Source organism: Streptomyces sp. NPDC051180 (genome assembly GCF_040689545.1).
GTDB lineage: Bacteria > Actinomycetota > Actinomycetes > Streptomycetales > Streptomycetaceae > Streptomyces.
This window is the reverse complement of sequence record NZ_JBFBBC010000020.1, coordinates 42,320-67,750: the sequence shown is the minus strand read 5'-3', so window position 1 is coordinate 67,750 and position 25,431 is coordinate 42,320. Positions and strand designations below refer to the sequence as shown.

Genomic DNA, 25,431 nt, shown 5'->3' with positions numbered 1-25,431 from the left:
CACCACGGGACGGCGTGACGGTCCGGGCGGATGTCGGCCCGCCGAGGGGGGGAGAGCCGTGAGCAGGTGGTGGCGGAGACGGAAGGGGCCCGGGAGCGACGACGGCCGGGCGACGCGGGGCAGCACGGGACCGACCAGGGACGAACTCGTCGAGGCCGCCTACACGTACGGCCTCCCGATCACCGTGGACCTCGCGCGCCAGGCCGCCGAGGCGGGCAACGTCAAGGCCATGACCGTCTACGGCATCAGCCTCGGCAACGGCGGCGCCCTGACCGAGGCCGAGGAGTGGCTCCAGCGCGCGCGGGCCGCCGGCGACCCCATGGCCTCCGTGGTGCTGGGCACCATCCGCCTGGACCGGGGCGACCACGCCGAGGCCGAGCGCTACTTCCGGCCGGTCGCCGAAGCCGGCAACGTCATGGCCCGCCAGGCACTGGAAGAAGCACGTGCCCTGCGCGCGGCCGCCGAGCGCGCGGCCGCCGTGGCGCCGCCGGCACCGGCCACCGAATCCGCCCCGTCCCCCGACCGGACGGGACCCGTGCCTGCCGGGGGCGCGGCAGAGACGGGACCCCTGCCCGCCGGGGGTGCGGCAGAGACCTCGCCCCTGTCCGCCGGGGGCGCGGCAGAGAACGGACCCGCCGGCGGCGGGCACGCGTCCGCCTCCGCCTCCGAGTCCGCCGTCGAGTGGGCGGCCCGCCTGCTCCTCGCCAACACCGACGACAGCCACCCCCACGTGCACCTGGCCATGGCCGTCCTCAGCGTCCACGAGGGCGACTGGAACTCGGCCCGGACCTACTTCGCCGCCGCCCGCGACTCCGGCGACCCCGAGGTCCTCCACTGGATCGCCCTCATGCGCCTGGCGGAGTACGGCCCCGAGGAGGCCCTCCCGTCCCTGCGGCGCGCCGCCGACGCCGGGCACCCCGCCGCGCAGCACACCGTGGGAGTGCTGCTGGCCGAGGCCGGCGAGACCGCCGAGGCCGAGCGGTACTACCGCCTCGCCGTCGCCGCCGGGCACGTCGACTCCCACGTCAACCTCGGCGTCCTGCTCCGGCAGCGCGGCGACCTCGACGGAGCGGAGGCGCAGTACCGCAGAGCCGTCGAGGCGGGGGACGCCGGCGGCATGAACAACCTCGGGAACCTGCTGCGGCAGCGCGGGGACACGGCCGCCGCCGAGGAGTGGTGGCGCAGGGCGGCCGACGAGGGCGACGTCGACGCGCTCGTCAGCCTCGGGGCCGTCCTGGCCGAGCGCGACGACTGGGAGGGCGCCGAGCCGCTCTGGCGCCGCGCCGCGCAGCAGGGCCACGCCGCGGCCCGGCTCAACCTGGTGACGGCCCTGATCCGCAGGGGCGCGGGAGCCGAGGCCGAGCAGTGGCTCCGTACCGTCGACCTCCCCGTCGAGGCCCCCGCGCCGGCGCCGCCGTCGGACGGTCCCGACCTCGCGGCCGTCGCCGCATGGCTCAGCGGGCCCGCCCGCGCCGGCGACGACGACGCCCGGGCCGCCCTGGACCTCCTGGACGGCACGGGGGCGGGCCCGGAGGAGGGGCCCGACCCCGTGCCGGGCGGGTGAGGGTTCCGCCCGCCCTTCCCCCGGACGGCCTCCTGGACTCGCCGGGCACGGCGGGGCCCCTTCCCATGGGACTGGACCGGTCGTGGCGGGGTCGGGAGGCGGGATGTCGTGGGCGAACCGGGTGCGGCGCATCCGGGCGGGGGCGGAGCGCCGCTTCCCCGTGCTCTCGGAACTGACGGCGAGACTGGTGAGCGGGAACCTGCTGGACTCGGCGACCCGGCTCGCGGCGCAGGCGTTCCTCGCCGCGATCCCCCTGCTCTTCGCCCTCGCCGCGTTCGCCTCGCTCGGGGTGCGGCAGCAGCTCGCCGAGTCCCTGCGCGCCATGTTCGGGCTCTCCGGCGCGGCCGACGACCAGCTCCAGCAGGTCCTCGACCAGTCCGGCTCCGACGAGGTGCGGGAGACCACCGGAGTCGTCGGCGCACTCGTCGCCCTCGTGTCGGCCACCAGCTTCAGCCGCGCCATGTCCCGGGTCTGCGAACGCGCCTGGGGCCTGCCCAAGTCCGGCACCCGGATCGCGGCCTGGCGGTGGGCGGTGTGGCTGCTCGCCCTGGTCCTCGTGGTCTTCCTCCAGGCCCCCATCCGGAACGGATTCGGAGCCGGCGCCTGGCTGGGCACGCCCGTGTACTTCGTGGTCAGCACCGGCGTATGGCTCTGGACGCAGCACCTCCTGCTCGCCCGGCGGATCGCCTGGCTCCCCCTCCTTCCCGGCGCTCTCCTGGCCGGAGCCGCCACCACCGTCCTCGGACTCACGGCACGCCTCTACATGCCGAACGCCCTGGACCGCGCCCTCGCCGAGTACGGCTCCCTCGGACTCGTCCTCACCCTCCTCTCCTGGCTCATCGCCGTCTGCGCCGCCGTGACCTTCTCGCTCACCATCGGCGCCGTCCTCGCCCAGGAACCTCCCCTGAACCACCGCCTCGGCACCGACCGCCCACGCCCCACCCCGCCTCCTTCCCCTTCGGGGCGGACCGGGCGGCGAGGGCGGCGCGGCCGGTCCGGGTAGCCCCGCACCGTCGACGGGCCCGGGCCGTCGACGGTGCGGGGCCCTCGACGGTGCGGGGGAGGGTGTCACCAGGTGACCGTGCGGCCGCCGAAGGCGACGACCAGTCGGCCGTCCGCGGCGTACGACCAGGTCAGGGCGCCGGTGTACGCGGAGCAGCGGGACCCGTTTGCGCCGGACCAGAACTGGTTGGAGGCGTCGGCGTCGCCGAGGGTCCGGTCGTTCGTCCCGCTGCCGGAGCGGCAGGAGGTGTTGCCGCGGAAGACCGAGGTGCCGGCGTCGAAGGAGAAGTTGCGCTGGGCGTTGTCGACACCGATGTTGTCGGAGACCGTCATCCGGCCCGGGTTGCTGTTGTAGGTGAACCCGTGCTTGCCGTTGTGGAAGGCGATCGTGCGCCGGACCACGTGGTCGACCGCGATGTCCTCGCCGCCGAGCTTGAAGCCGTTGCGGTCGCCGGCGCCGGCCTGGGACCCGTCGCTGAGGGTGCCGTTGTCGTACGCGAGGGAGTCCTCGATGGTGACGGTGCCGATGGGGCCGGTGTCGGGCTTGGTGTAGAGGTCCCAGCCGTCGTCGATGTTGTGGTGGGAGACGGCGTGGCGGAAGACGTTCCCGTTGCCGACGGTGAGCTTGGCGGCGAATCCGTCGGCGTCCTCGCCGTCGGAGTCGGCGTTGTCGTGCGACTCGGCGCTCAGGATCAGGTTGTCGTGCGGCCACTGGTCGCGGGGCGTGGTGGAGGCGATGCGGCCGAGCTGGAGGCCGGTGTCGCGGTTGAGGCGGGTGACCGTGCGCTCGACGACGTTGTTGCTGCCCCCGACGTAGATCCCGTTGTCGCCCGCCCGCTGGACGACGATCCCGAGGACGTGCCAGTACGAACCGTTCAGCGCCAGGCCGCGGTTGGCCGGGTCCTCGGTCATGGCGGAGAAGTCGAGGACGGGGGTCTCGCCCGGATAGGCGGCGAGCTTCTTCAGGGCGCCGGAGGTCCCGTCGTTGCCGGCCGGGACGGTGACGGTCGTGGAGTGGCGGTACGTGCCGCCGCGGAGGTAGACCGTGCCGCCGGCGGCGACGCGGGCGATCGCCGAGGTGAGCGTCGTGGGGTCGGACTGTGTTCCGGCGGCGCCGTCCGTGCCGTTCGGGGCGACGTACAGCGCGCCGCCCGTGGGCGGCGGGGTGCCCGCCGTCGTGACGTTCAGGGAGTCGACGTTGGGCAGCCCGGCGGAGGTGGTCGGGGTGAGCCGGACGGTGTTGGCGCCCGCGTTCAAGGGCACGGTCAGGGTCTTCGCGGCCCAGGTGGACCAGGCGCCGGTCGCCTCGAACGACGGCGTCTGCACGGTGGTGCCGTTGACCGCGATCCCGGCGGGGCGCGCGGCGGCCGTCCCGTTGGCGAAACGCACCGACAGCGTGGCCGTGCCCGCCGTGGCGGCGTCGACCGTGAACTGGGCGTAGGCGCCGGTGGCGTTGGTGCCGTTGCAGAAACCGCTGCCGGTGAATCCGGACCAGTCGGAGTCGAGGGTGCCGGTGCAGACCGCGGGGGACGACTCGGCCTCGTACAGGGTCGTCGCGGCGGTGGCCGCGGGGGCCGACAGGGCGACGAGCGTGCCTGCCAGCAGGCCCACGCAGGCGGTGACGGGTCGCAGATGCATCGGGGGTCTCCAGGAGGGGGGATGGATGCGTTCCGGGACTGGACGGGAAAGCGCTTTCTCCGGAAGCTAGAGGTGCTGGCGTGGACGCGTCAATGGTTATGTCCATGACTGTTGTTCACATGTCTGAATAAATGGGCAGGGGGTGGACCTCTCACCCGCCCCCCGCCCCCGGCTCTCCCGGGGCGGCACCCCTCGCCGCCTTCAGTCGTGAAGACCTCTTCGGGAACATGTGGAGGGGTTCGGGTCGCGGCGTGAGGCTTCGGTCGGCGAAACGACCGGGAGCGCGTCGATGAAAGGGGAGAAACCTCTTCCGGATCGTCGCCACAGCTGCCCTGACCAGCGGAAACGCCCGTGAGGTGAGGGTCGTCGGTGCCCGGATCGGTCGACGGTCGGCCGGGGTATGGTCGGGCCCGCTCGCCGCTCCGGCCGTCGCCGGACCGGTGGCGCCATGGTGGCGGGGCGCGTCCGGGCCCCCGCGAGAAGACCGACCCGACACGTGCGAGGCGAGGCAGACCGATGGAAGCACCGACCCCTCCGTCGGCCGGCGGCCACGGCTCCGGCGCCGCCGACGGCCGCCCCGGTGGCTGGTTCGGGCACGGCTCCCCGGGACCTTCCGCGCCACCGCCCCGAACCGCTCCCCGCACCCCTCAGGCACCGGCGGCACCCCGCGCACCGATGCCCTCGCGGACACCGGCGGGCCCCCGTGCGTCGGTGCCCCCGCAGGCATCTGCGGCCTCCCGAGCGTCGGCGCCCCCGTCGGCGCCGCGTCCCTCGTCCGGTACGGCCCTGCTGCGGCGCACGATGGCCGAGATCGAGCCCATCGCCGACCGGGTCACCTCGTACTTCTACGCCCTGCTCTTCCTCCGCCACCCGGGGCTGCGCGACCTCTTCCCGGCGGCCATGGACGCCCAGCGCGACCGGTTGTTCAAGGCCCTGCTCACCGCCGCGACCCACGCGGACGACTCCGCCACCCTGACCGCCTACCTCGCCGACCTCGGCCGCGGGCACCGCAAGTACGGGACCCGGCCCGAGCACTACCCGGCCGTGGGCGAGGCATTGCTCGGCGCCCTCGCCCGCTACGCGCCGCGGAGCTGGGGCCCGGAGACCGAGGCGGCCTGGGTCTCCGCGTACACGACGATCTCCCAGATCATGATCGACGCGGCTGCGGCGGACGAGGCCAAGGCTCCCGCCTGGTGGCGGGCCGAGGTGGTCGCCCACGAGAGGCGCACGGCGGACATCGCGGTCGTCACGGTCAGACCGGACGGGCCCTACGCCTTCCGCGCCGGGCAGTACACGGCCCTGGAGACCCCGTGGTGGCCGAGGATCTGGCGGCACTACTCCTTCGCCACCGCCCCCCGCTCCGACGGGCTGCTCTCCTTCCACGTCAAGGCCGTCCCGGCCGGCTGGGTCTCCAACGCGCTCGTCCACCGCGCCCGCCCCGGCGACGTCGTCACACTCGGTCCCCCCTCCGGCTCCATGACCGTGGACCACACCTCCGACAACGGGCTGCTCTGCCTCGGCGGCGGCACCGGCATCGCGCCCATCAAGGCCCTGGTCGAGGACGTGGCCCGGCACGGCCGCCGCCGCTCCGTCGAGGTGTTCTACGGCGCCCGCCGCGACCACGGCCTCTACGACATCGACACCATGCTCCGGCTCCAGCGCTCGCACCCCTGGCTCTCCGTGCGCCCGGTGGTCGACGACGCCGGACCCCTCGCCGGGGGACTGCCCGAGGCCATCCGGGATTCCGGCCCCTGGCACACCTTCGACGCGTACCTGTCCGGTCCACCCGGAATGATCCGCCGCGGCGTCGACACCCTGCGAGGGATCGGCGTCCCGGCCCACCGCATACGGCACGACTCCATCGAGGAACTGGTCGGGGCGACGAGTTGAGCACTTCGAGGCAGACCGCACGACACCGGACGGCACCCCCACGCGACGACCGTCCGGGCAGCGACGGCGAGCACCTCGTCCAGCGGCGCATGGGAACGACGGAGCGCGCCGACCGGTTCTACGACGAGCAGGTCCTCGACCGGCTCAACTTCCGGATGCGCGCCTTCGTCGCCCGGCAGGAGATGTTCTTCCTCGCCACCGCCGACCGGCACGGCTCCTGCGACAACACCTTCCGCGCCGGCCCGCCCGGCTTCCTCCACGTCCTGGACGACGTGACGCTCGCCTACCCCGAGTACCGGGGCAACGGTGTCCACGCCAGCCTCGGCAACATGGAGGAGAACCCGCAGGTCGGCATCCTCATGGTCGACTTCCTCCGCGACCGCATCGGCCTCCACGTCAACGGCCGCGCCAGGACCGTGCCCGACGACCTCATGCGCCGGGACCACCCCTGGCTCCCCGCCGACGAGGTGCCCGGCCGCCGTGCCCTCGTGTGGGTGGTCGTCACCGTCGAGGAGGCGTACATCCACTGCGCCAAGCACATCCCGCACCTCCAGAAGGCCCCGCGCGGCGGAGCCACCGGCCGCGCGTGGGGGACCGACGACCCCAAGCGCAAGGGCGGCGACTTCTTCGGCGCGGCCGCCGACGCGGCCACACGGCGCCCGGCCACACCTCCCCTTCCGGCCCCGCTCCCGGAGGCCGCCCCGGCCGCGCCTCCCCTCTCGACCCGTGACCCCCTCCACGCCGCCGCTCCGTTCCCACCTCCTCTCGCGCCCCCGGACCCGCTCCTCGCCGTCCGCCCGGTCCTCCCTCCCGCGCCCGCCCCCGAACCCCCTCGGCTTGGCACCCCGACCCGGCCTCCTGCCCGGGCCATTCCCTCTGCGCCGACTGCTGCTCCCGCTTCGGTCGTATCTCCCGCACGGGCCGTCCCTCCCGCGCCGGCCATGCCTCCGATGCCGGTCGCGCCTCCGATCCCGGTGGCGCCTCCCGCCCCCGGTCCGGTTCCGTCCACCCGCCTCAGTCCGGTTCCGCGGTCCCGCCCGGACGCGGCGACATGGCGTGCCGAGGTCGAGCGGACCCTCGCACGAGCCGAGCGGTGCGCCGGAACGGCCGCCCACATCTCCGGCGGGGCAGGATCCGACCGCGCCCCGGAGCCCTTCACCGGCTGGTTCCACCGCGACGACTCCGCCTGAGCAGGCGCGGCGACGAGTCTGTCCCCGTGGTCGGCCGTCCGGGCGGATCGAGGCTGCGCAGCCCGCCCGGCACGATGCGTCGGATCCGTCCAGGAGGGCCCCTCGCCCGCCAGGACCGAGGTGAATCTGCGGTGCGGCACCGGGCGGTGCCCGTGCAGACTCGCCTCATGACGGACACGAGGACGTTCCAGGACGAGATCGGAGGCTGGGCGGCCGGCGGCCCCGGCGATGCGGCGCGGGACCTGGCCGAGGGGCTCGGCCTGCGTACGGCGGTGCTCCTGGAGGGACTCAGCGACCTCGCGGCCGTGGACGCGCTGGCCGCCCGCCGCGGCCGTGACCTCGCCGGGGAAGGCGTCGCCGTCGTCTCGATGGGCGGAGCCATGAACGTCGCCCGCTACGCCGCCCTCCTCGGGCCGCCCGGGCTCGGCCTGCGCCTCACGGGACTGTGTGACGACCGCGAACAGTCCTACTACGAGCGCGCCTTCCTGCGCGCTGGCGCCCCCCACCGCGACTTCTTCGTCTGCGCCGCCGATTTGGAGGACGAACTCATCCGCGCCCTCGGCACGCAGGCGGTCGAGGAGATCATCGCCGCCGAGGGCGACCTCCGGGCCTGGCAGACCTTCCTCCAGCAGCCCGCCCAGCTCACCCGCCCCCGCCACGGGCAACTCCGTCGCTTCCTCGGCACCAAGAAGGGCCGCAAGATCCGCTACGGCACCCTCCTGGTCCAGGCCCTCGGCCCCGGACAGGTCCCGGCGCCGCTGGACGACCTGCTGGCGAGCGTGTGAGCCACGGCCGCATGGGGGAGTCGACATGTGTGCGGGCGACCGATCTCCACACGGGTCACGGCGCGGGCGAGGGGGTCCAGCGCCTGGGGGTCGCCTTTCCCGACCCGGACGGCCCGCGCACCTGAGGCGCCCTCACGTGCGGTCGTCGGTCATGCGTCATGATGGCCCCTCGCGGAATCCGGTCTGGGGGCAGCTCGTTGAACAGTCGTCGCGTGGTGCGATCGATGTCATGCATATCGATTCTGCTGGCCTTCTTTCTCTCGCTGCTGTCGACCGCCACGGCCGCTCAGGCGGCCCCTCGTTCCTCCGAGCGGGCCGCAGCGTGCCACCCCGCCGGTCTCGCCGATGCGCGCGTGAGGACGTGGATACGGCTGGAGCACGGAGGACGCACCTACACCAAGGTGCTCAGTGAACTGACCGTCGAGGTTCCCGGAAACTGGCCTCTCACCCAGGACCTCCTGCTGAGCGAGGAGAGCTCCCGTTACATCTTGGCCATGTCCTGTCTCACCCGGACGACTCCCGGCCAGCAGCGGAACTGGTCGGAGTACCGCCAGGGCCCACCAGCGGTGACGTCCGTCAAGGGCGGCGGTGTGAAGGTCGTCGACCGGACACACACCTGGGTCAACACGGCGGACCAGCCGATCACCGTGGGGGCCTGGCAGATCCGCGCGGGTGTCGGGCGATGGACGGCGAAGCTGATGCCGCCGGCTGCTCTCGTCGGCGCGCACTGGACCGAGGTCAAGGTGGATCCGGGCAAGCCGGGCGCAGAGGCGGCGTCCCCGGCACCGGACGCGGGCGAGGGAGGAACCGCTCTGCTGTGGTACCCCGACGCGGCCAAGGTCAAGGCGCAAGCGAAGGCGAAGGCCGCAGCCGAGGCCAAGGCGAGGGCCGAGAAGCCTTCGGGCGGGACGAACCCAGGAGGTGGGGCCGGGACGGGCGAGACGGCGACCACCCCGGTACCTGCGGTCGCCGTCTCGCTTGACCCCGCCTGGCAGAGGTCATGGGCGGCCCAGGGCAACACGTCGGTGAGTAACGCGCTCAACCGGATGGGCACGTTCCTCACCGCAGCCGTGACCGTCGTGCTCATGCTTCACGCTGCCGTCCTCTACCGCAGACGTCCCACCGCTCCCACGGCGGAGCAGGACGCCACCCTGCGGAATCTCGCTGCCTGGGCGGTGGGACTGGCCGGAGTGGTCTTGTTGACGCAAGGGCGCTCCGTACTCGAACGCCTTCTGGAACTGCATCAGGCGGTGGTCTGGCCGGATGAGCGAGCCCTCCGCGACCATGCCTTCGCTCTCGCTGCCGTCGCTGTGCTGTTCAGCGTCGCCCGGCCGTCTCGGCGTGTCTGGGCGGCGGTGGGCGTGCTCGCGCTGCCTCCGGCACTGGTGGCACTGCGGCCAAGCTGGTTCGGTCTCGGCCGGGACACTCTGTTCGAGTGGTCCGGCTTGGCACTGGCAGCCCAAGGGTGCGCCTCCGCCTGCCTGTTCATGTTGTTTTCCCTGGCCTTCGCAGCCGTGTTGTGGCGGCTTGCCCGCGACGGGGGCCTGCTGCCTGCGAGCCGCGTCTCCCCGGGAAGTGCCAGAAGGTTTCGTCTCCGCGTCGCGGGCCCCGCAGTGCTCGCCTGGACCGTGCTGGTGGCGGTCTGGTACGTCCTTACCGAGGAACGTACCTGGCAGAGGGTGTCCTGGCTCAGCGACCGAAGCGTCCCCGATTACGGGGCCGACCACGAGAACGACTTCCTGTGGGATGCGGTCGGGTCCGTTTCCAGCGGCCAGGAGTGGCTTTCATGGACGACCTGGATGCTGACCGGGGTCGCAGCACTCGCTGTCCTGCGCACGTGGCAGTCGGAGACCGATGTATCCCCGCTCGACCAGCGGGCGGACCGCCTTCTCTTCCTCACCTTCTTCGCGGTCGTGGTTCCGCTCGGGGGCGGCGGCACTTATGTGGGCAGCGCACTGTTCACCGTGTTGTGGATACCGCTCGGCATGCTGTGTCTGTACGCGTTCGTGGCGCCGTTCGCCGGCCGCTCGGCCCTTGCCCAGCCCCTCGAACCATCCGGGCTGCCTCTGGCGACTGCCGTTGGCCCCACTGCCCGTGCGGCCTTCCTGGAGAGGGCCCGCTCCTATCGTGAGATCCACGCCGAACTGCGCCGGCTGGACCAAGGGATGTTCGGTGACGAACCGCCCAAGCGGAGCGACCTGGAACAGCGTCTGAACGAGCTGCACGAATGGCCTGCACCAGGAGGCCAGGAGAGGCTTCCGGCCAGGGTGTCGGTGGTGGACGCGGCGCTGGCCCTGGGGCCGCGCGACACGTGGTGGGCCAACGGCAGTCGTTGTGCACGACTCGCCCTCATTCCCGCGGTGCCGGCGTCCTTGCTCATGATGTGGGTTTGGCGTGTCCGAGGAGAGGCCGGGGAGTCGACGCTCGGCGACCCGTACGGATTCCTCTCGTTGGGCATCGACTTCGTCGGATGGATGGCGACGTGGGCGGGGGCGGCGTTCGTGATGGGTGCTCTGTGGCGTCTGCTGCCAGGACAGCGGGGAGCGGCCAAAGCCCTGCCGCTGACCTTGGCCTTCGCTGTCCCGATCGCTGCCGACGTGCTGGTCCTCCAGTTCACTGATGAGAGCACCGCCGGCCTCGCGCTTGCGGTGTCGGCCATGCTTTTCGTCCTGACGGTGACGGGCATCGCCGTCGACTTCGACACGTTCCGAGGTGAGAGGCGCTACTGGCAGAGCCGCCTGGGCCTTCTCCTGTCCGTCTACCAGATGCGCTACTACTCCCTGCAACTCGCTTATCTCGTCGCCCAGCTCGTAGCCATGATCAGCATCTGGCAGTTCATCGCGGAACCTGCTGCCGCGCCGGAGCCGGTCGACCCGAAGTAGGGAGTCAGAGGCGGCCTGCCCCGCAGCGGGGCCCTGTCGTCGACCTGGATTCGCTCACATGTTCGGTTCTTGGTCTACGCTGGACCCATGACCGCTGCACGATCCGATCTGCCCGCCACGCCCGAGCTGCCCGACCTGCGCGGACTTCAGGGGTCCCTGTTCGATCAGGGGGACGACATCCGGTGCGGCCCGCTCGGCGGGCTGTGGCGGACGGAGCTGGGGGCGGGGGCGTGGGTCGACAGGTTGCCGGGGTGGGTGGAGGGGGCGGACGCGCTGTTCGAGGCGCTGGTGGGGCGGGTGCCGTGGAGGGCGGAGGAGCGGGAGATGTACGACAGCGTGGTCGCGGTGCCGCGGCTGCTGGCGCACTACGGGGAGCGGATGCCGCTCCCGCACCCGGCCCTGGCCGAGGCGCGCGAGACGCTGAGCGGGCACTACGCGGCCGAGCTCGGCGAGCCCTTCGCGACGGCAGGACTCTGTCTCTACCGCGACGGACGGGACAGCGTCGCGTGGCACGGGGACCGGACGGGGCGCTCCGCCACGCAGGACACGATGGTCGCCATCCTGTCCCTCGGTGATCCGCGGGACCTGGCCTTCCGTCCCCGGGCCGGAGGCCCGACGGCGCTGCGGCTGCCGCTGGGGCACGGAGACCTCGTGGTGATGGGCGGGTCCTGTCAGCGGACCTGGGAGCACGCCGTACCCAAGACGAGTCGTGCGGTGGGGCCGCGCATCAGCGTCCAGTTCAGGCCCCGCGGGGTGCGCTGACACGGGGGCGGAGGGGGCTTCGGGCCGCCGCCGCCCGGCCGGTCCCGGCGCGGACGACGGGTCCGGCAGAGCCGGGGCCCGACCGCGTGGGGCAGGGCGACGAGCGGTCGTCCGCCGTCCCGCGGCCTGACGTCACGGCTGCGGCGGGAGGGCCTGCTCCGTCCAGATGGTCTTGCCCGAGCGGGTGTAACGGCTGCCCCACCGGTCGGTGAGCTGGGCGATCAGGAAGAGACCGCGGCCGCCCTCCTCCGTGGCGTGGGCGCGGCGCATCCTGGGCTGGGTGCCGCTGCCGTCGGAGACCTCGCAGATCAGCGAGGCGGCGCGGATCAGCCGCAGGACGATGGGGCCGCCCGCGTACCGGATGGCGTTGGTGACCAGCTCGCTGGCCACCAGCTCGGTGGTGAAGGCCAGTTCGTCCAGGCCCCACAACGACAGCTGGTGCAGCACGCGCGCGCGTGCCTCGGACACCACCGACGGATCCGCGGCGAAGGCCCAGGAGGCGCTGTCCCCCGCGGGCACCCCGCGGACCGACGCGAGCAGCAGGGTCACGTCGTCCGACAGGGGCCCGGGCACCAGCCCCCTGACCACCTCGGGACCGATCTCCTCCAGGGGGCGGCCGGGGACGAGCGCCGCCGACAGGGTCTGCCGCAGGGCGGCCATTCCCTCGTCGAGATCGGCGTGACCGCGCTCGATCAGGCCGTCCGTGTAGAGGGCCAGGACACTGCCGTCCGTCACCTCGATCTCGGCGGGCTCGAACGGCAGACCGCCGACCCCGAGGGGAGGGCCGGGACTGAGGTCGATGTACGCGGCGCTGCCGCCCGGCGCCACCAGCACGGGCGGCGGGTGCCCCGCGCTGGCCACCAGGCACTGCCGTGTCACGGGGTCGTACGTCAGGTACAGGCAGGTCGCGCCGAACGAGCCGAAGGCGATCTCGGTGCCGGGGGGCCGCATCGCCTGGGCTGCGCCGTCGGCGTCGATCGCGAACTGGGACACGAGGTCGTCGAGGTGCGTCAGCAGTTCGTCGGGTTCGAGGTCGAGATCCGCCAGCGTCCGCACGGCGGTCCGCAGGCGCGCCATCGTCGCCGTGGCCTGGAGGCCGTGCCCCACCACGTCGCCGACGACCAGCGCGACCCTGGCGGAGGACAGCGGGATGACGTCGAACCAGTCGCCGCTGACCCCCGTCGCGGTGTCCGTCGGCAGATAGACGCTCGCCGTGCGCACCGTGGAGGTGTCGGTCGTCGACGACGGCAGCAGGCTGCGCTGCAGGCCGACCGCGGCGTTCCGCTCGCGGGCGTAGCGGCGCGCGTTGTCCACGACCAGCGCGGTCCGGGAGGCGATCTGCTCCAGCAGGGCGAGGTCGTCGCCGCTGAACGGCGGTCGGTCGGCGCCACGGCCGACCCGGATGCGGCCGAGCAGCGACCCCCGTGCGCGCAGCCACGCGCTCATCCCGTGCACCAGGCCGAGCGCGTCGGCCGGACCGACGCCCTCCTCCGAGCGGTGCGACCACACCCGGCCCGACAGCATCCCGCCCGTGTCGACCTCGACCATCACACCGGGCGTGAACCCGCCGGGGGAGGGGCCGGCCACCGCCGCGCGGCGCAGCGTGTGGTCGTCGTGGTGCTCGGGAGCCGGTTCCTCGTACGTGAAGACCGCCTCGGCCACGTCGACGACCGCGACGTCCGCGAGCGCCGGGACGAGGACGTCGGCCAGGTCCCGGGTGATCTCCTCGGCGGAGAGGTTCGTGCTGAGCACGGTCGTGGCCCGGTGCAGCAGATCGAGCCGGCGGCGCGAGAGCCGCTGGTCCGTCACGTCGACGAAGAGTGCCGTGACGCCCATGACGACCCCCTGCGCCCCCTGGAGTCGGAAGGCCGAGAGCGTCATGGTCCGCCCCGCGCCGGCCTCGACCTGCGTGTGGACCTCCACGTCCAGCCCGACCAGGGGGACGCCCGTCGTCAGGACCTCCCGCAGGCGCGTGTCGATCACCCGGGCGTCCGACTCCCTGAGGAAGTCGCCCAGCCGGGCCCCGTACAGCTCGGCCGGCACGCCCGAGTAGGGCAGGAGATGGGTGTTCGTCCGCACCAGCCGCAGCTCGTTGTCGAGCACCGCGAGACCGATGCGGTCCTGGAGGAACAGCTCCCGCATGAAGGCGTGGCCCTGGCGCCACTGCGCGACCAGGGCGCGCGGCGCACCGAGCACCAGGAACTCCCGAGCCCCCGCGGCGCCCTCCCCGCCGACGAGCGGCAGGACGCGGAACTCCACCTCGCCCCCGCTGTCCGGGGCCAGCACCGCACGCCCCTCCCAGATCGCCCCGTCACGCTGTTCGAGGACCTCGGGCCAGGTCTCGGGGACCGCGAGGAGGTCCCGGATCTGCCGGCCGTGCAGCTCCGCCGCCGTACGCCTCAGGAGACCCTCCGCGGCCGGCGTGCACCTGAGGATCGTCCCCCTCGCGTCCACGACGAGCCCGGCCGAATGCCCCGCGTCGAGGGGGTCGTCGCTCCCGGGTGTCATCGGACTCCACACTCCGTTCGGCGCCTGGGCGGCCTGCATCGCCGCTCGATGCCACTCTGCCCGGCTCCCCGCTCCTCGGCACGCGGTACTCCTCCGAATGGCCGACGGCCGTGGCGCCGCGGCGCGCGACGACTCCGGGCGCGGGGAGAGCGTCACGACGCGGCCTGGCTGTACAGCGATGCCGGCGTGTCGTCGGTACGGGGCGTCGTCGTGCCGCCGGGCGTCGCCGAAGCCGCGCCGTCCGCAGCGTCCCAGGCGGCGAGTCCCGCGCCCAGGCATCCCGCGCGGTCGCCGAGCGCCGCGCGGACCACCCGTGGCCGCCGCTGGAACGACAGACGGCGGGCGAGAGCGGCGCGCAGCGGGTCGAGCAGCAGACCGCCCGATTCGGCGAGACCGCCGCCGACCACCACGACTTCGGGCGCGAGCAGTGTCGCGGCCGTGGCGAGCGCCGAGGCCAGGGCCTCGACGGCCCGGTCCCACACCACGCGGGCGTCGGGGTCACCGGCGACGACCGCCGCCGCCACCTCGGCCGCACCGCCGGTCGCCCGCCCGGTGCGTGCCTCGTACGCCGCGGCGACCGCCGCCGCCGAAGCGACCCCCTCCAGGCAGCCCCGGCCGCCGCAGGCACACGGTGCGCCGCCCGGGTCTACCACGACATGGCCCAGCTCGCCCGCGTAGCCCCCGGCACGGAGCGCCCGCCCGTCGCAGAGCAGGGCCGCGGCGATGCCGGTCCCGACGGGCACGAACCACGCGTCCCGTACGCCCCGGGCGGCGCCGAGTCGGCCTTCGGCGGCGCCACCGGCCCGTACGTCGTGTCCGAGGGCGACGTGCAGTCCTGTCGCCTCCTCCAGGAGGGCCCCGAGCGGCAGGTCGCGCCACCCGAGGTTGACCGAGTGGACCGCCGTCCGCGTCTCCTCGTCGACGATGCCGGGGACGACGACGCCCGCGCCCCGCACGGCCAGTGTGCGGCCGGCCGCGTGCCCGTCCAGCGCGCGCAGCACGGCGGCGACCTCCTCGACCACCGCCTCCGGACCCGACCGCCGGGGCGTCGCCCGGCGCACGGTGTGCAGCGGGCGCAGAGCGCGGTCGAGCAGGGCGCCCTTCATGCAGGTGCCGCCGACGTCGAGCGCCACGACGCACTCGGGCCCGTCGGCCACGCCCCGCGGGGCGGACGTCATGGGGGTGGGCATGGGGGAAGACTCCTCGGGAGGGACGGCCGGAGGGCGGGGCGCCTCAGGTCCGGAGGGACCGCGGGACCGGGACCGGCATTTCGGAGGGACGGGGTCCGGCCGTCCGGCGAGGCCGGGACCGGCCACCCGGCGACGTCAGGACCGGCCACCCGGCGAGGTCGGCGCCCGCCCGGCGACCGGCGTGCGTCGGGTGGCCGGTGGTCGTTCAGCGGTCCGGTCGGTCGTCGACGCGGACGAGGTGGTGCCCGCGCAGCGTGTAGAGGCGGCCGTGGCCGTCGACGCCGACGTGCGGGCCGCTGTACCAGGCGCCGTCGATCCCGGCGACGACCGTGGTGACGGCGAACGTCTTCGGGTGGAAGCGGAAGAGGGTCGTGTCGGAGACGGCGTAGACCACGCCGCGGCTGGTCGTCATGGCCGCGAAGCCCGGACAGAGCGGACGGACGTCGGCGGTGTGGATCAGCCGGCGCAGCGGCACGTCGACGACGAAGAAGCCGCCTCGGCGGGTGAGGCCGTACAGGTGCCGGCCGCGGACGGCCAGGGCCGCGACCCCGGTCGCGAAGGGCAGGTCGAGGCGCCACGACTCGTGCCCGGCGACCGGGTCGAAGGCCACGAGCGTGCCACGCGGACCCTGTGCCGTGGGGTTGTCGCCGCCGAGGTAGGCGACGCCCTCCCGGGAGGCGACCGCGCGCACCGGTTGGAGCCTGTCGACCGGGTTGACGTACACCGCCTTCGCGCCGCTTCCCGGCGCGTACGTCCACAGGGACCCGCCGCCCTCGGTGTCGGACTGCGCGCCGACCAGCAGGAGCCGGTTGACCGGGTCGAAGGACACGTCGAGCGGGCGGTTCTGCTCGCTCGGGAAGGCCGCCAGCCGGTGGGGCTGCGCGTCGGAGGAGGGGTCGTACGTCCACATCCCCTGCCCGCTGTACTGGCCGGTGTACAGCACCCCGTCCAGCAGCTCGGCGTCCTTCGCCTCGCCCGGCGCGCGGAGGTTGGCCACGGATCCGGTGCGCAGGTCGTGGCGCGCGATGACGTTGTTCCCGCCGACGTAGACGTGGCAGCCGTCGGCGGCGATCCCCATGGCGGTCTGCGGGCTGACGGGCGCGCCCGCCGCGCCGAGGTCGGTGACGACGCAGGCACCGGAGGCCGTGGCGATCTCGCCGACGAAGCCATAGCCGGACACCACGGTCAGGGTGCCGCCGGTGTGGTCCAGCCCCCAGATCTCGCCCAGGTCGGGCCCGTCGTGCACGAGAGGGGCCACGGTTCCGGTCCTCAAGGTGTAGGTGTGCAGCCCGCCCTCGCCGGCGAAGTAGATCCGCTCGCCGTCCGTCGCCAGGTTCTTGACGACGGTCCCGGCGGTGGACGTCACCGTGTACGAGGAGAGGTCGGCGAGGTCCATCACGGCGAGCCTGGCGCGCTCGGTCGACGCCGAGGTGCCGACGACGAGCCGGTCGCCGAAGACGGCGAGTTCGCGCAGGCTGGGATCTTTCCGCATCTCGGCGGGCGTGACGTCGGTGAAGGTGCGCCCGGCCCGGTCGTACGCGTAGAGCGATGCCTTGCTCGCCCCGTCCCCGCCGGCCAGGACGCTGCCCGCGCCGAAGAAGACGGTGGTGTCCGTGGCCGCGACGGCCCTGGCGAGGGTGGCGTTCGGGTCGGGGACGCCGAGCTTGGTGACGGTCCCGGTTCCGGGGTCGTACATCCAGAGCGCGGGGGCCTTCCCCGGGACGCCGCCCACGGCGTACACCGTGCCGTCGGGGGCCACGGCGAGCTCGCGGACGTCCCTGTCCTCGGTCCGGCCGACGGGCACGGCGGGCTTGTCGGGTGTGGTCAGGTCCCAGCGGAAGAGGTTCGGCAGCCCCTCGTCGGCCTTGGTGAGGACGCCGGCGTACAGGTACCTGCCGGTGGGGTCGACGGCGAGGGCCTGCACCGAGTGGCCCGTGCCGAGGTCGGTCACGGCCGTCACCCGGCGGGTCGGCAGGTGGAGGGCGATCAGCCGGGTGGGGCTGAGGTTGCGGGACCCGATGTACACGGTGTCGCCGACCGTGACGCCGCTCATGAGCGCGAACTGCACGAGGGCGGGGCCCAGGTCGGTGACGGTGGTGGAGAGGGTCCCGCCCGCGGCCCGTGCCGGGGCGGCGAGCAGCGGCGCCGCCGCGGCGGCGAGCCCGAAGGCCCCGCCCGCCCGCAGCAGTTGACGCCGGTCCATGGACGGAGGGTGCTGCATGGGGACTCCTCGGATCGTGATCGTGTGACGGGGAAGGGGGTACGAGGCGGTGGCTCGGCGGCCTCCGCGCACGAGGGCCGGGTCGGCGACGCGCGGTGGTCCGTCCGGCGGTCAGGCCGAGGTGGCGAGGGCGGCGTGGTGCACCGGGTGCGCGAAGGGCCGTCCGGAGCAGTAGCGTTCGACCTCGTCGAGGGCGCTGCCGCTGATGCGGAGGAGCTCGCCGCCCAGGGACCCGGCGATGTGCGGCGTCAGGAGCACGTTCGGCAGGGAGTAGAGCGGTGAGGCGGTGGGCAGCACCTCCGGTTCGGTGACGTCGATGACCGCGTGGAGGCGCCCGGCCACTGCCTGCGCGGTGAGGGCCTCGGTGTCGACGAGGGATCCGCGGGCCGTGTTGACCAGCGTGGTCCCGTCGCGCATCAGCGACAGCCTGCGCGCGTCCAGCAGATGGCGGGTCTCCGGCAGCGCGGGCGCGTGCAGCGACACCACGTCCGACGCCGCGACCAGTTCGTCGAGCTCGACCAGCCGCGCCCCGAGCCCCGCGGCCTGGACGGGGTCGACATGGGGGTCGGAGAGGAGCAGGTCGAGGTCGTGGGGCCGCAGGAGTTCGAGGACCTTGCGGCCGACGAGGGAGGCGCCGACGACGCCGACGGTGCGGCGGTGGTTGCCGAACCCGGGGTAGAGCCGCGACCAGTCGAGCGGTGCCCGGTGCCGGCGGTAGAGCGCGCCGATGTCCAGGACGCGCTTGTTGGCGAAGAGGATCGCGGCGACCGTGTACTCGGCGACCGGTACGGCGTTGGCCGCGGCGGCGGAGGACACCGCGATGCCGCGCTCCCAGCAGGCTGGGGTCACATGATGCTTGACGCTGCCCGCCGCGTGGACGATCGCCTTGAGGGCGGGAGCGCGGGCCAGCACCTCCTCGTCGACGACCGGGCAGCCCCAGGAGGTGACGAGGATCTCGGCCTCCTCCAGGGCGGGTTCGCGGCAGAGGTCCTGGGAGACATGGTCGGGGTCGATGTCGACGGACGCGAGGAGGCGTCGGGTCTCGGCGGGCGGGAACAGGGCGTCCCGGTGGTGCCGGGCCATGGCGAACAGCGCGCGGGGGCGGCGGTGCACGGGCACGGCGGGGTCAGGGGTCGGGGTCATGGTCGGACTCCTCGTCGGGGCGGTCTATTTGACGGCGCCGGCGGTCATGCCGGACTTCCAGAACCGCTGGAGCATCAGGAAGACGGCGATCAGCGGGGCCACGGCCACCAGCGAGCCGACGACGGCCAGGAGGTAGTCCTCGGGGTGGCCCTGGGAGAGGGCGGAGGAGTACCACACGTACAGGCCGAGGTTCACGGGGTAGAGGTCCTGGTCGGAGAGCATGACCAGGGGGAGGAAGAAGCTGTTCCAGATCTGCGTGAACTGGAACAGGAAGATGGTCACGAAGCCGGGCGCGAGCATCGGGAAGGCGATCCGGCAGAAGGCGCGGAACTCGCCGGCTCCGTCCATCCGGGCCGCTTCGAGGACCTCGTCGGGCACGTACGCCGCGCTGAACACCCTGGCCAGGTAGACCCCGAACGGGAACACGAGCCCCGGCAGGAACACGCTCCAGAAGGTGTTCACGAGGCCGGCCTCGGCGGCCAGCAGGTACAGCGGGATCGCCAGGGCGGTGCCCGGGACCATCACGCCGAGCAGCACGAGGGAGAACAGCCTCTCCTTGCCGGGGAAGTCCAGCTTGTCGAAGGCGTAGCCGGCCGCGACGCCGAACACGGCGGCCAGCAGGGCGCCGACACCCGCGTACAGCACCGTGTTGGCCATCCACCGCAGGTAGACGCCGCCGTCTGCGGTGAAGAGGTGCCCCAGGTTCTCCGTCAGGCGCATCTCGCGGCCCGGGGCGAAGCCGTTGGTGCCGAAGAGGTCGTCGCGGCTCTTGGTGGAGGACAGCAGAAGCCACGTCAGGGGCGCCAGCGTGTAGACAGTGGCGAGGCCGAGGACGGCGGTGACGCCGGTGCGGGACAGCAGGGCCGACGGACTCGGCCGCTTCCGGCGGCGGGGACGCGGGGCGGGCACGGGCCGGAGCGGCGGCGTCATCGGGGACGCGGCCACGACGGGGGCGGGGGTGGAGGTGGGGGTCAAGAGGTGCTCCCGCGGCGTGAGATACGGGTGACGGCGAACGACAGCACCGCGGCGAACAGCGCGATCAGCAGCGAGGCGGCCGCGGCGAGGCCGAAGTCGTCGTTCTGGAAGGCGGCGGTCTGGACGTACATGTTGGGGGTCCAGCTGCTGCCGATGGCGCTGGACGCGTTGTAGATGACCTTGGGCTCGGTGAAGAGCTGGATCGAGCCGATGACGGTGAACAGGACGGCGAGCGCCACCGCCGGCCGGATCATCGGAACCTTGATCGACAGCGCGGTCCGTACGGCTCCGGCGCCGTCGACCCGTGCGGCGTCGAGCGTCTCCCGGGGCACGGCCTGCAGGGCCGCGTAGAAGATCACCATGTTGTAGCCGGTCCACTCCCACACGGCGATGTTGGCGGTGGAGAGGACGGCGTTGTCGGCCGACAGGAAGCTGACGCCCATCCCGCCGGACTCCAGCAGGTCGATCACCGGGCTCAGACCGGGAGTGTAGAGGTACACCCAGATCAGCGCCGCGATCAGGCCGGGGACGGCGTGGGGCAGGAACAGCGCCAGCTGGAAGAAGGACCGGGCCCTGGCCAGGCCGCTGTCGAGCAGCAGGGCGAGGGCGAGCGCCCCGCCGATCATGACGGGGATGTAGACCGCGCAGTACGCGGCGATGACGAGGAAGCCGTCGCGGAACTCCGGGTCCGACAGGGCCCGCAGGTAGTTGTCCCCTCCGGCGAAGACGCTCTCCGTGCCGCCGAACCCGAGACCGGACGTGCGGGTGGTGAACAGGCTCAGCCAGGCCGAGTACAGCATCGGAGCGAGGGTGACGGCCGTGAACAGACAGAGGAAGGGGGCCAGGAGCAGGACGGCGGTCCCGCGCTGCCCGCGGGTGGAGGGGCTTGCCATGACGGCCTTTCGGGGGTGGGGCGGGGGAGCGGACTCGGGTCCGGGGAGGGTGCCCCGCCGTCGCGGGCGGCGGTTGGCACCCGTCGGGGTCCCGGCTCCTACGGGGCGGTGACCTTCATGCCGCGCTGCCGCATCTGGGCGACGGTGGTCCGCTCGGCGAGCGACAGCACCGCCGGGAGGGACGCCGTGCCGTCGGCGACCTTGGGGAGCTCGTCGACGATGGCGGTGGCGGTCGCCCCCGTCACCGGGCCCCACGTCCAGCCCGGGCGGATCGCCGCGTACGAGGCCGCGCCGACGGCGTAGACGTCCTGGCCGGCGTAGTAGTCCGTGGCGAACGCCGCCTTGGTGACGGGAACGAGCGACGGGTCGGCCGGGAACATGCTGCTGGTGCCGGAGGACACCCATGCCTTCATGCCCTCGGGGTCGGTGGTGATCCACGTGATGAACTCGGCGGCGGCGGCGCTGTTCCGGGACCCCTTCGGGACGACGAAGGACGAGCCGCCGTACATGGCCGAGGCCGGCTTGCCGTCCCAGGTGGGCACCGGGGCGACGGCCCACTTGCCCTTCTGGTCGGGGACGGTCGCCTGGTGCGCTCCCGCGCACCAGCTGGCGCAGACGTAGGCGACGGTCCGGTTCTTCTGCACGCTCGTCCAGAACGGGTCGAGCGAGCTCAGCGAGCGGACGAGGTCCTCGCGGGCGAGGTCGCCCCAAAAGGCGGCGGCCTTCCGTGACGGGGCGTCGTCGAGGGTGACCTTCCAGGAGTCCTGCCCGGTGTCGAACCACCGTCCGCCGGCCTGCCAGGCGAGCGCGGTCAGGAGCCCGGGGTTGTCGGTGTAGAGGACTCCGCCGCGCGCGTCCGGGTCGGCCTTCCGCACCTGCTCGGTCATCGTGCGGTAGGCACCCCACGTGGTGGGGACGGCGATCCCGTGCCGGGCGAAGAAGTCCTTGCGGTACATCAGGGTCAGCGGGGCGGCGTCGCGGGGCACGGCCCAGGTCCGGCCGCCGAGGTCGACGAGCTGGCGGACCGCCTCGGGGAACCGCTGGGAGACGACCGGGCCGAGCGTTCCGCTCAGGTCCTCCAGCTTGCCCTGCGCGGCGAACTCCGGCAGGTGCGGGTACTCGACGACCGCGACGTCCGGCGCCGTGCCGGCCTTCACGGCGTTGGTGAGCTTGGAGTAGTACTCCTGGCCCGACGGGACGGTCTCGAAGGTCACCTCGATGTCGGGGTGGCTCCGGTTGAAGGCTTCCGCCACGTGGTCCGACCCCTTGAGGAAGGACCAGAAGGTGACCTTCCCGGTCTTCCCCGCGGCCGGGGCGGCGTCCTGGCCGGTCCCTCCGCAGCCGGTGACCAGGAGGGAGAGGGCGGCGGCGGAGCAGGCCAGGGCGGCCGTGGTTCTGCGAAGCATGAAGGACACCGATCGTTCGCTGGAGTGTTGAACGGAATCATTCGATAGGCAGCATGCTTCGTCAATGCTTTTCGTTTCATTCGATTCGAAACGAAAGCAAATGATGTGAGGTGGCGCTCCTCTCCCTCCCCTCCCGCCCCCGCCACGCCCTACGCGCGGTCGCCGGACGCGGCGGAATCCCCGCTGGAGGCCCGCACCCGCAGCTCGGGGCGGAGCAGCAGCTCCGCCAGAGGGGCGTCCGGCTCGGCGAGCCGGCGGCGCATCAGCTCCACCGCCCATGTCCCGACCGCCCGCTTGGGCGGAGCCACGGCCGTCAGCGGCACATCGCTCAGCTCGGCGACCTCGTCGTCGTACGTCACGACCGCGAGGTCCTCGGGAACGCTCAGCCCGCGCGCCTGCAGCAGGCCGACCAGTGTCACCGCGTCGAGGTCGTTGTGGACCAGCGCCGCCCGCACGTCACCCGCCTCCACCGCCCGGACGAGGTCGTCGAACCAGTCGGCGGACGCGGGCCCCTCCGCGGTCCCGATGCGGTACTCCGGCCCCGGCTCGATCCCCAGGTCCCGGCAGGCCGCCGCGTACCCCTCCCTGATCAGGGGGGTGTTGGGGCTCTCCGTCCGGGCCGCCAGGGCGATCCGCGCGTGTCCGAGGCCCGCCAGGTGCCGGACCGCGAGGCCCGCTCCGTGGGCGTGGTCGGACGCGACCTGCTCCAGTCGGTCCGCCCGCCCCCCGGTCCTGCGGTCCACCAGGACGACCGGCACGCCCAGCCCCGCCGGCCACTGCTCTGCCTCCTCGGCCGGTTCGAGGCCCGCCCGAGGCATCAGCAGCAGGCCGTCGGCCCCCGCCGCCACCAGCCGTCGTGCCTGCTCCCGGTTCTCCGCCAGCGTCTCGCCGGACACGGCGAGGACGATGCGGACCCCGTGCGTGCGCGCCGCGTCCTGCACGCCCCGGATGATCTCGGGGTAGTAGTAGTCGCCCGGTGGGACCACCAGGCCGAGCACGCACTCCCGGCGCGGTTCGGGCCGTCCCGTCGCCCCCGGGGTCGCCGCCTGTTCGGCCGCGGAGGGGGACATCGCACCCCCGTGCACCCGTACGACGAGCCCGCGGCTGGCGAGGTCCCGCACGTCCTGCCGGACCGTCACCGCCGAGACGTCGAGCTCCGCCGCCACGTCCTTGACCGTGACCGTCCCCCGGCGCTCCACCATGCGCAGGATCGCCTCACGCCGCTCTTCCGTCAGCACCTGACCACTCTTCTCGTCCTGAGTGAAGCCGTTTGCTTTCACTCGACAAACGAAAGGTATCAACGAAGCATCGGCGCGTCGGGTGGTCGGCCGGCGCGGCCAGGGCCCCATGGGGTTCGCCGGGCCGTACGGGGCCGCGCAGGTCTTCTCGCTGGTGAGAGCGTAAACACGCGCGGCGAGGCGTGCAGCGCCGCGAGGGCCTCGCCGTGTGTGTGGCCTGCGAGTTCGCCCCGTCTCGGATCGTGGTCGGCGCAGGCTTGCCACGAGTGTGATGTTCACGCAAACATGGGAGGGGTCAGGTCCTTCTTCCCACCGCGACAGCGCGTCTCCCCAGCACAGGAGCACCCGTACATGCCTCTTCTCCAGATCGACGACGGCGGCTTCACCCTCGACGGCGAACCGTTCCGGGTCCTGTCCGGCGGGCTGCACTACTTCCGGGTCCACCCCGAGCAGTGGGCGGACCGGCTGCGCAAGGCACGGCTCATGGGCCTCAACACCGTCGAGACGTACGTCCCGTGGAACCTGCACCAGCCGCGGCCCGACGGCTTCACCCTCGACGGCGGCCTCGACCTGCCCCGCTTCCTCGACCTCGCCGCGGCCGAGGGACTGCACGTCCTCCTGCGGCCGGGACCGTACATCTGCGCCGAGTGGGAGGGCGGCGGCATCCCCTCCTGGCTGCTCGCCGACCCCGACATGAGACTGCGCTCGCGCGACCCCGGGTTCCTCGCCGCGGTCGACGACTACTTCACCCGGCTGCTCTCGCCGCTGCTGCCCCGCCTCGCCACGCGGGGCGGCCCCGTCCTCGCCGTGCAGGTGGAGAACGAGTACGGAGCGTACGGCGACGACACGGAGTACCTGGAACACCTGGCGGCCTCACTGCGCCGCGCCGGGGTCGACGTCCCCCTCTTCACCTGCGACCAGCCGGCGGACCTGGAGCGGGGCGCCCTGCCCGGCGTCCTCGCCACGGCCAACTTCGGCAGCCGCGCGGCGCAGGGCCTGGCCGCGCTCCGGGAGGCGCAGCCGAAGGGGCCGCTGATGTGCACCGAGTTCTGGATCGGCTGGTTCGACCGCTGGGGCGCCCACCACGTCGTGCGCGACCCCGGCCACGCGGCGCGCGAGCTGGACGAGCTCCTCTCCACCGGCGCCTCCGTGAACTTCTACATGTTCCACGGCGGCACCAACTTCGGCTTCACCAACGGCGCCAACGACAAGCACACCTACCGCCCCACCGTCACGTCCTACGACTACGGCGCCCCACTCGACGAGGCCGGCGACCCGACGGCCAAGTTCGACGCCTTCCGCGACGTGATCGCCCGCCACGCCCCGGTGCCCGACGGCCCCGTACCGGAGCCCGGCCCCAAGCTCGCCCCCCGGACCGTGCGGCTCACCGAGACCGCCGGCCTGCTGGCGCACGCGGCGGTGTTCGGCACCGCCGTCGAGGCACGCCGGCCGCTGACCATGGAGGAGCTGGAGCAGGACTTCGGCTTCGTCCTCTACGAGACGACCCTGCCCCTGAAGGGCCCGGCCCTCCTGGAGATCGAGCACGTCCGCGACCGCGCGCAGGTCTTCGTCGACGGCGTGCCCGCCGGCGTCCTGGAGCGCGAGAGCCACGAGCACGTCCTCGCCCTCACGGCCCCCAGGGCCGGCAGCACCCTCACCGTCCTCGTCGAGAACCAGGGCCGGGTGAACTACGGCCAGGGCATCCACGACCGCAAGGGCCTGCTCGGCGAGGTCCTCCTCGACGGCGCCGAACTCGCGGGCTGGACCAGCCGGCCGCTGCCCATGACCGACCTGGGGGGCCTCTCCTTCGCACCCGGCGTGACGACACCCGTCGGGCCCGCCTTCCACCGGGGCGCCTTCGAGGTCGCCGGGCCCGCCGACACCTTCCTCCACCTCGACGGCTTCACCAAGGGCAACGCCTGGATCAACGGCTTCGCCCTCGGCCGGTACTGGTCGCGCGGTCCGCAGCGCTCCCTGTACGTCCCGGGGCCGGTGCTGCGCGCCGGCACCAACGAGATCGTCGTCCTGGAGCTGCACGCCGCCCACCGGGCCCGCACGGTCGAGCTCCGCGCCACGGCCGACCTGGGCCCCACCGAGGAGTAGCGGCCCTCCCGCGAGGCAGGCGTGAGGACCGGGCCCGATCC

Annotated in this window: 16 protein-coding genes and 1 pseudogene; 8 read left to right on the top strand and 9 right to left on the bottom strand. The window is 73.4% G+C overall.

The window, feature by feature from the left end:
• The first annotated feature begins 58 nt into the window (after positions 1–58).
• Together AB0424_RS27865 and AB0424_RS27860 are read left to right on the top strand one after the other, a co-directional pair.
• The gene (locus AB0424_RS27865) at positions 59–1,564 is read left to right on the top strand and encodes a tetratricopeptide repeat protein (protein WP_366309316.1); all 1,506 of its coding nucleotides are present in this window, start codon (positions 59–61) and stop codon (positions 1,562–1,564) included.
• Between the two features lie 103 nt (positions 1,565–1,667).
• Positions 1,668–2,567: a YhjD/YihY/BrkB family envelope integrity protein gene (locus tag AB0424_RS27860; RefSeq protein ID WP_366309315.1), complete on the top strand. Its 900-nt coding sequence runs from the start codon at positions 1,668–1,670 to the stop codon at positions 2,565–2,567.
• A gap of 65 nt (positions 2,568–2,632) precedes the next feature.
• Here AB0424_RS27860 and AB0424_RS27855 read toward each other — a convergent pair whose 3' ends face one another.
• Positions 2,633–4,204, bottom strand: coding sequence for a carbohydrate-binding protein (locus AB0424_RS27855; protein ID WP_366309314.1), 1,572 nt, complete (start codon positions 4,202–4,204; stop codon positions 2,633–2,635).
• A 369-nt stretch (positions 4,205–4,573) separates the two neighbouring features.
• Between AB0424_RS27855 and AB0424_RS27850 the strand changes: the two genes are divergently transcribed.
• From AB0424_RS27850 to AB0424_RS27830, 5 genes and pseudogenes are all read left to right on the top strand, one after another.
• Entirely contained in the window at positions 4,574–6,094 is a 1,521-nt protein-coding gene (locus AB0424_RS27850) for a globin domain-containing protein (RefSeq protein ID WP_366309313.1), read from the top strand.
• Positions 6,095–6,183: 89 nt separating this feature from the next.
• Positions 6,184–6,741, top strand: a pseudogene (locus AB0424_RS27845) (pyridoxamine 5'-phosphate oxidase family protein); the annotation flags it as partial.
• A gap of 710 nt (positions 6,742–7,451) precedes the next feature.
• The gene (locus AB0424_RS27840) at positions 7,452–8,069 is read left to right on the top strand and encodes a TOPRIM nucleotidyl transferase/hydrolase domain-containing protein (protein WP_366309312.1); all 618 of its coding nucleotides are present in this window, start codon (positions 7,452–7,454) and stop codon (positions 8,067–8,069) included.
• 212 nt (positions 8,070–8,281) lie between these two features.
• Entirely contained in the window at positions 8,282–10,951 is a 2,670-nt protein-coding gene (locus AB0424_RS27835; RefSeq protein WP_366309311.1) for a DUF6185 family protein, read from the top strand.
• Positions 10,952–11,038: 87 nt separating this feature from the next.
• On the top strand, positions 11,039–11,713 hold the full coding sequence (locus tag AB0424_RS27830) for an alpha-ketoglutarate-dependent dioxygenase AlkB (RefSeq protein WP_366309310.1): 675 nt from the start codon (positions 11,039–11,041) through the stop codon (positions 11,711–11,713).
• A gap of 132 nt (positions 11,714–11,845) precedes the next feature.
• On the opposite strand, the gene AB0424_RS27825 is transcribed toward AB0424_RS27830, so the two are convergent.
• The 8 genes from AB0424_RS27825 to AB0424_RS27790 all read right to left on the bottom strand — a co-directional run bounded on the left by AB0424_RS27825 (position 11,846) and on the right by AB0424_RS27790 (position 23,287).
• Positions 11,846–14,221 carry a SpoIIE family protein phosphatase gene (locus tag AB0424_RS27825; protein WP_366309309.1) on the bottom strand — a complete coding sequence of 792 codons (2,376 nt, stop codon included), beginning with the start codon at positions 14,219–14,221 and terminating at the stop codon, positions 11,846–11,848.
• Positions 14,222–14,373: 152 nt separating this feature from the next.
• Positions 14,374–15,411 carry an ROK family protein gene (locus tag AB0424_RS27820; RefSeq protein ID WP_366309308.1) on the bottom strand — a complete coding sequence of 346 codons (1,038 nt, stop codon included), beginning with the start codon at positions 15,409–15,411 and terminating at the stop codon, positions 14,374–14,376.
• A gap of 205 nt (positions 15,412–15,616) precedes the next feature.
• Entirely contained in the window at positions 15,617–17,632 is a 2,016-nt protein-coding gene (locus AB0424_RS27815) for a hypothetical protein (protein ID WP_366309307.1), read from the bottom strand.
• 111 nt (positions 17,633–17,743) lie between these two features.
• A complete protein-coding gene (locus AB0424_RS27810; RefSeq protein ID WP_366309306.1) occupies positions 17,744–18,775 on the bottom strand; it encodes a hydroxyacid dehydrogenase in 1,032 nt (343 codons plus the stop codon).
• Between the two features lie 24 nt (positions 18,776–18,799).
• On the bottom strand, positions 18,800–19,705 hold the full coding sequence (locus tag AB0424_RS27805; protein WP_366309345.1) for a carbohydrate ABC transporter permease: 906 nt from the start codon (positions 19,703–19,705) through the stop codon (positions 18,800–18,802).
• A gap of 41 nt (positions 19,706–19,746) precedes the next feature.
• On the bottom strand, positions 19,747–20,643 hold the full coding sequence (locus tag AB0424_RS27800) for a sugar ABC transporter permease (RefSeq protein ID WP_366309305.1): 897 nt from the start codon (positions 20,641–20,643) through the stop codon (positions 19,747–19,749).
• A gap of 98 nt (positions 20,644–20,741) precedes the next feature.
• Positions 20,742–22,049, bottom strand: a complete 1,308-nt coding sequence (locus AB0424_RS27795) for a sugar ABC transporter substrate-binding protein (RefSeq protein WP_366309304.1) — start codon at positions 22,047–22,049, stop codon at positions 20,742–20,744.
• A gap of 149 nt (positions 22,050–22,198) precedes the next feature.
• On the bottom strand, positions 22,199–23,287 hold the full coding sequence (locus tag AB0424_RS27790) for a substrate-binding domain-containing protein (protein ID WP_366309303.1): 1,089 nt from the start codon (positions 23,285–23,287) through the stop codon (positions 22,199–22,201).
• A gap of 351 nt (positions 23,288–23,638) precedes the next feature.
• Between AB0424_RS27790 and AB0424_RS27785 the strand changes: the two genes are divergently transcribed.
• A complete protein-coding gene (locus tag AB0424_RS27785; RefSeq protein WP_366309302.1) occupies positions 23,639–25,390 on the top strand; it encodes a beta-galactosidase family protein in 1,752 nt (583 codons plus the stop codon).
• Positions 25,391–25,431: the final 41 nt, after the last annotated feature.

Bases quoted from the DNA above. Each gene is read 5' to 3' on its own strand.
- AB0424_RS27860 (WP_366309315.1), top strand. From the start codon at position 1,668: ATGTCGTGGGCGAACCGGGTGCGGCGCATCCGGGCGGGGGCGGAGCGC.
- AB0424_RS27855 (WP_366309314.1), bottom strand. From the start codon at position 4,204: ATGCATCTGCGACCCGTCACCGCCTGCGTGGGCCTGCTGGCAGGCACG.
- AB0424_RS27840 (WP_366309312.1), top strand. From the start codon at position 7,452: ATGACGGACACGAGGACGTTCCAGGACGAGATCGGAGGCTGGGCGGCC.
- AB0424_RS27830 (WP_366309310.1), top strand. From the start codon at position 11,039: ATGACCGCTGCACGATCCGATCTGCCCGCCACGCCCGAGCTGCCCGAC.
- AB0424_RS27825 (WP_366309309.1), bottom strand. From the start codon at position 14,221: ATGACACCCGGGAGCGACGACCCCCTCGACGCGGGGCATTCGGCCGGG.
- AB0424_RS27820 (WP_366309308.1), bottom strand. From the start codon at position 15,411: ATGCCCACCCCCATGACGTCCGCCCCGCGGGGCGTGGCCGACGGGCCC.
- AB0424_RS27815 (WP_366309307.1), bottom strand. From the start codon at position 17,632: ATGCAGCACCCTCCGTCCATGGACCGGCGTCAACTGCTGCGGGCGGGC.
- AB0424_RS27810 (WP_366309306.1), bottom strand. From the start codon at position 18,775: ATGACCCCGACCCCTGACCCCGCCGTGCCCGTGCACCGCCGCCCCCGC.
- AB0424_RS27805 (WP_366309345.1), bottom strand. From the start codon at position 19,705: ATGACGCCGCCGCTCCGGCCCGTGCCCGCCCCGCGTCCCCGCCGCCGG.
- AB0424_RS27800 (WP_366309305.1), bottom strand. From the start codon at position 20,643: ATGGCAAGCCCCTCCACCCGCGGGCAGCGCGGGACCGCCGTCCTGCTC.
- AB0424_RS27795 (WP_366309304.1), bottom strand. From the start codon at position 22,049: ATGCTTCGCAGAACCACGGCCGCCCTGGCCTGCTCCGCCGCCGCCCTC.
- AB0424_RS27785 (WP_366309302.1), top strand. From the start codon at position 23,639: ATGCCTCTTCTCCAGATCGACGACGGCGGCTTCACCCTCGACGGCGAA.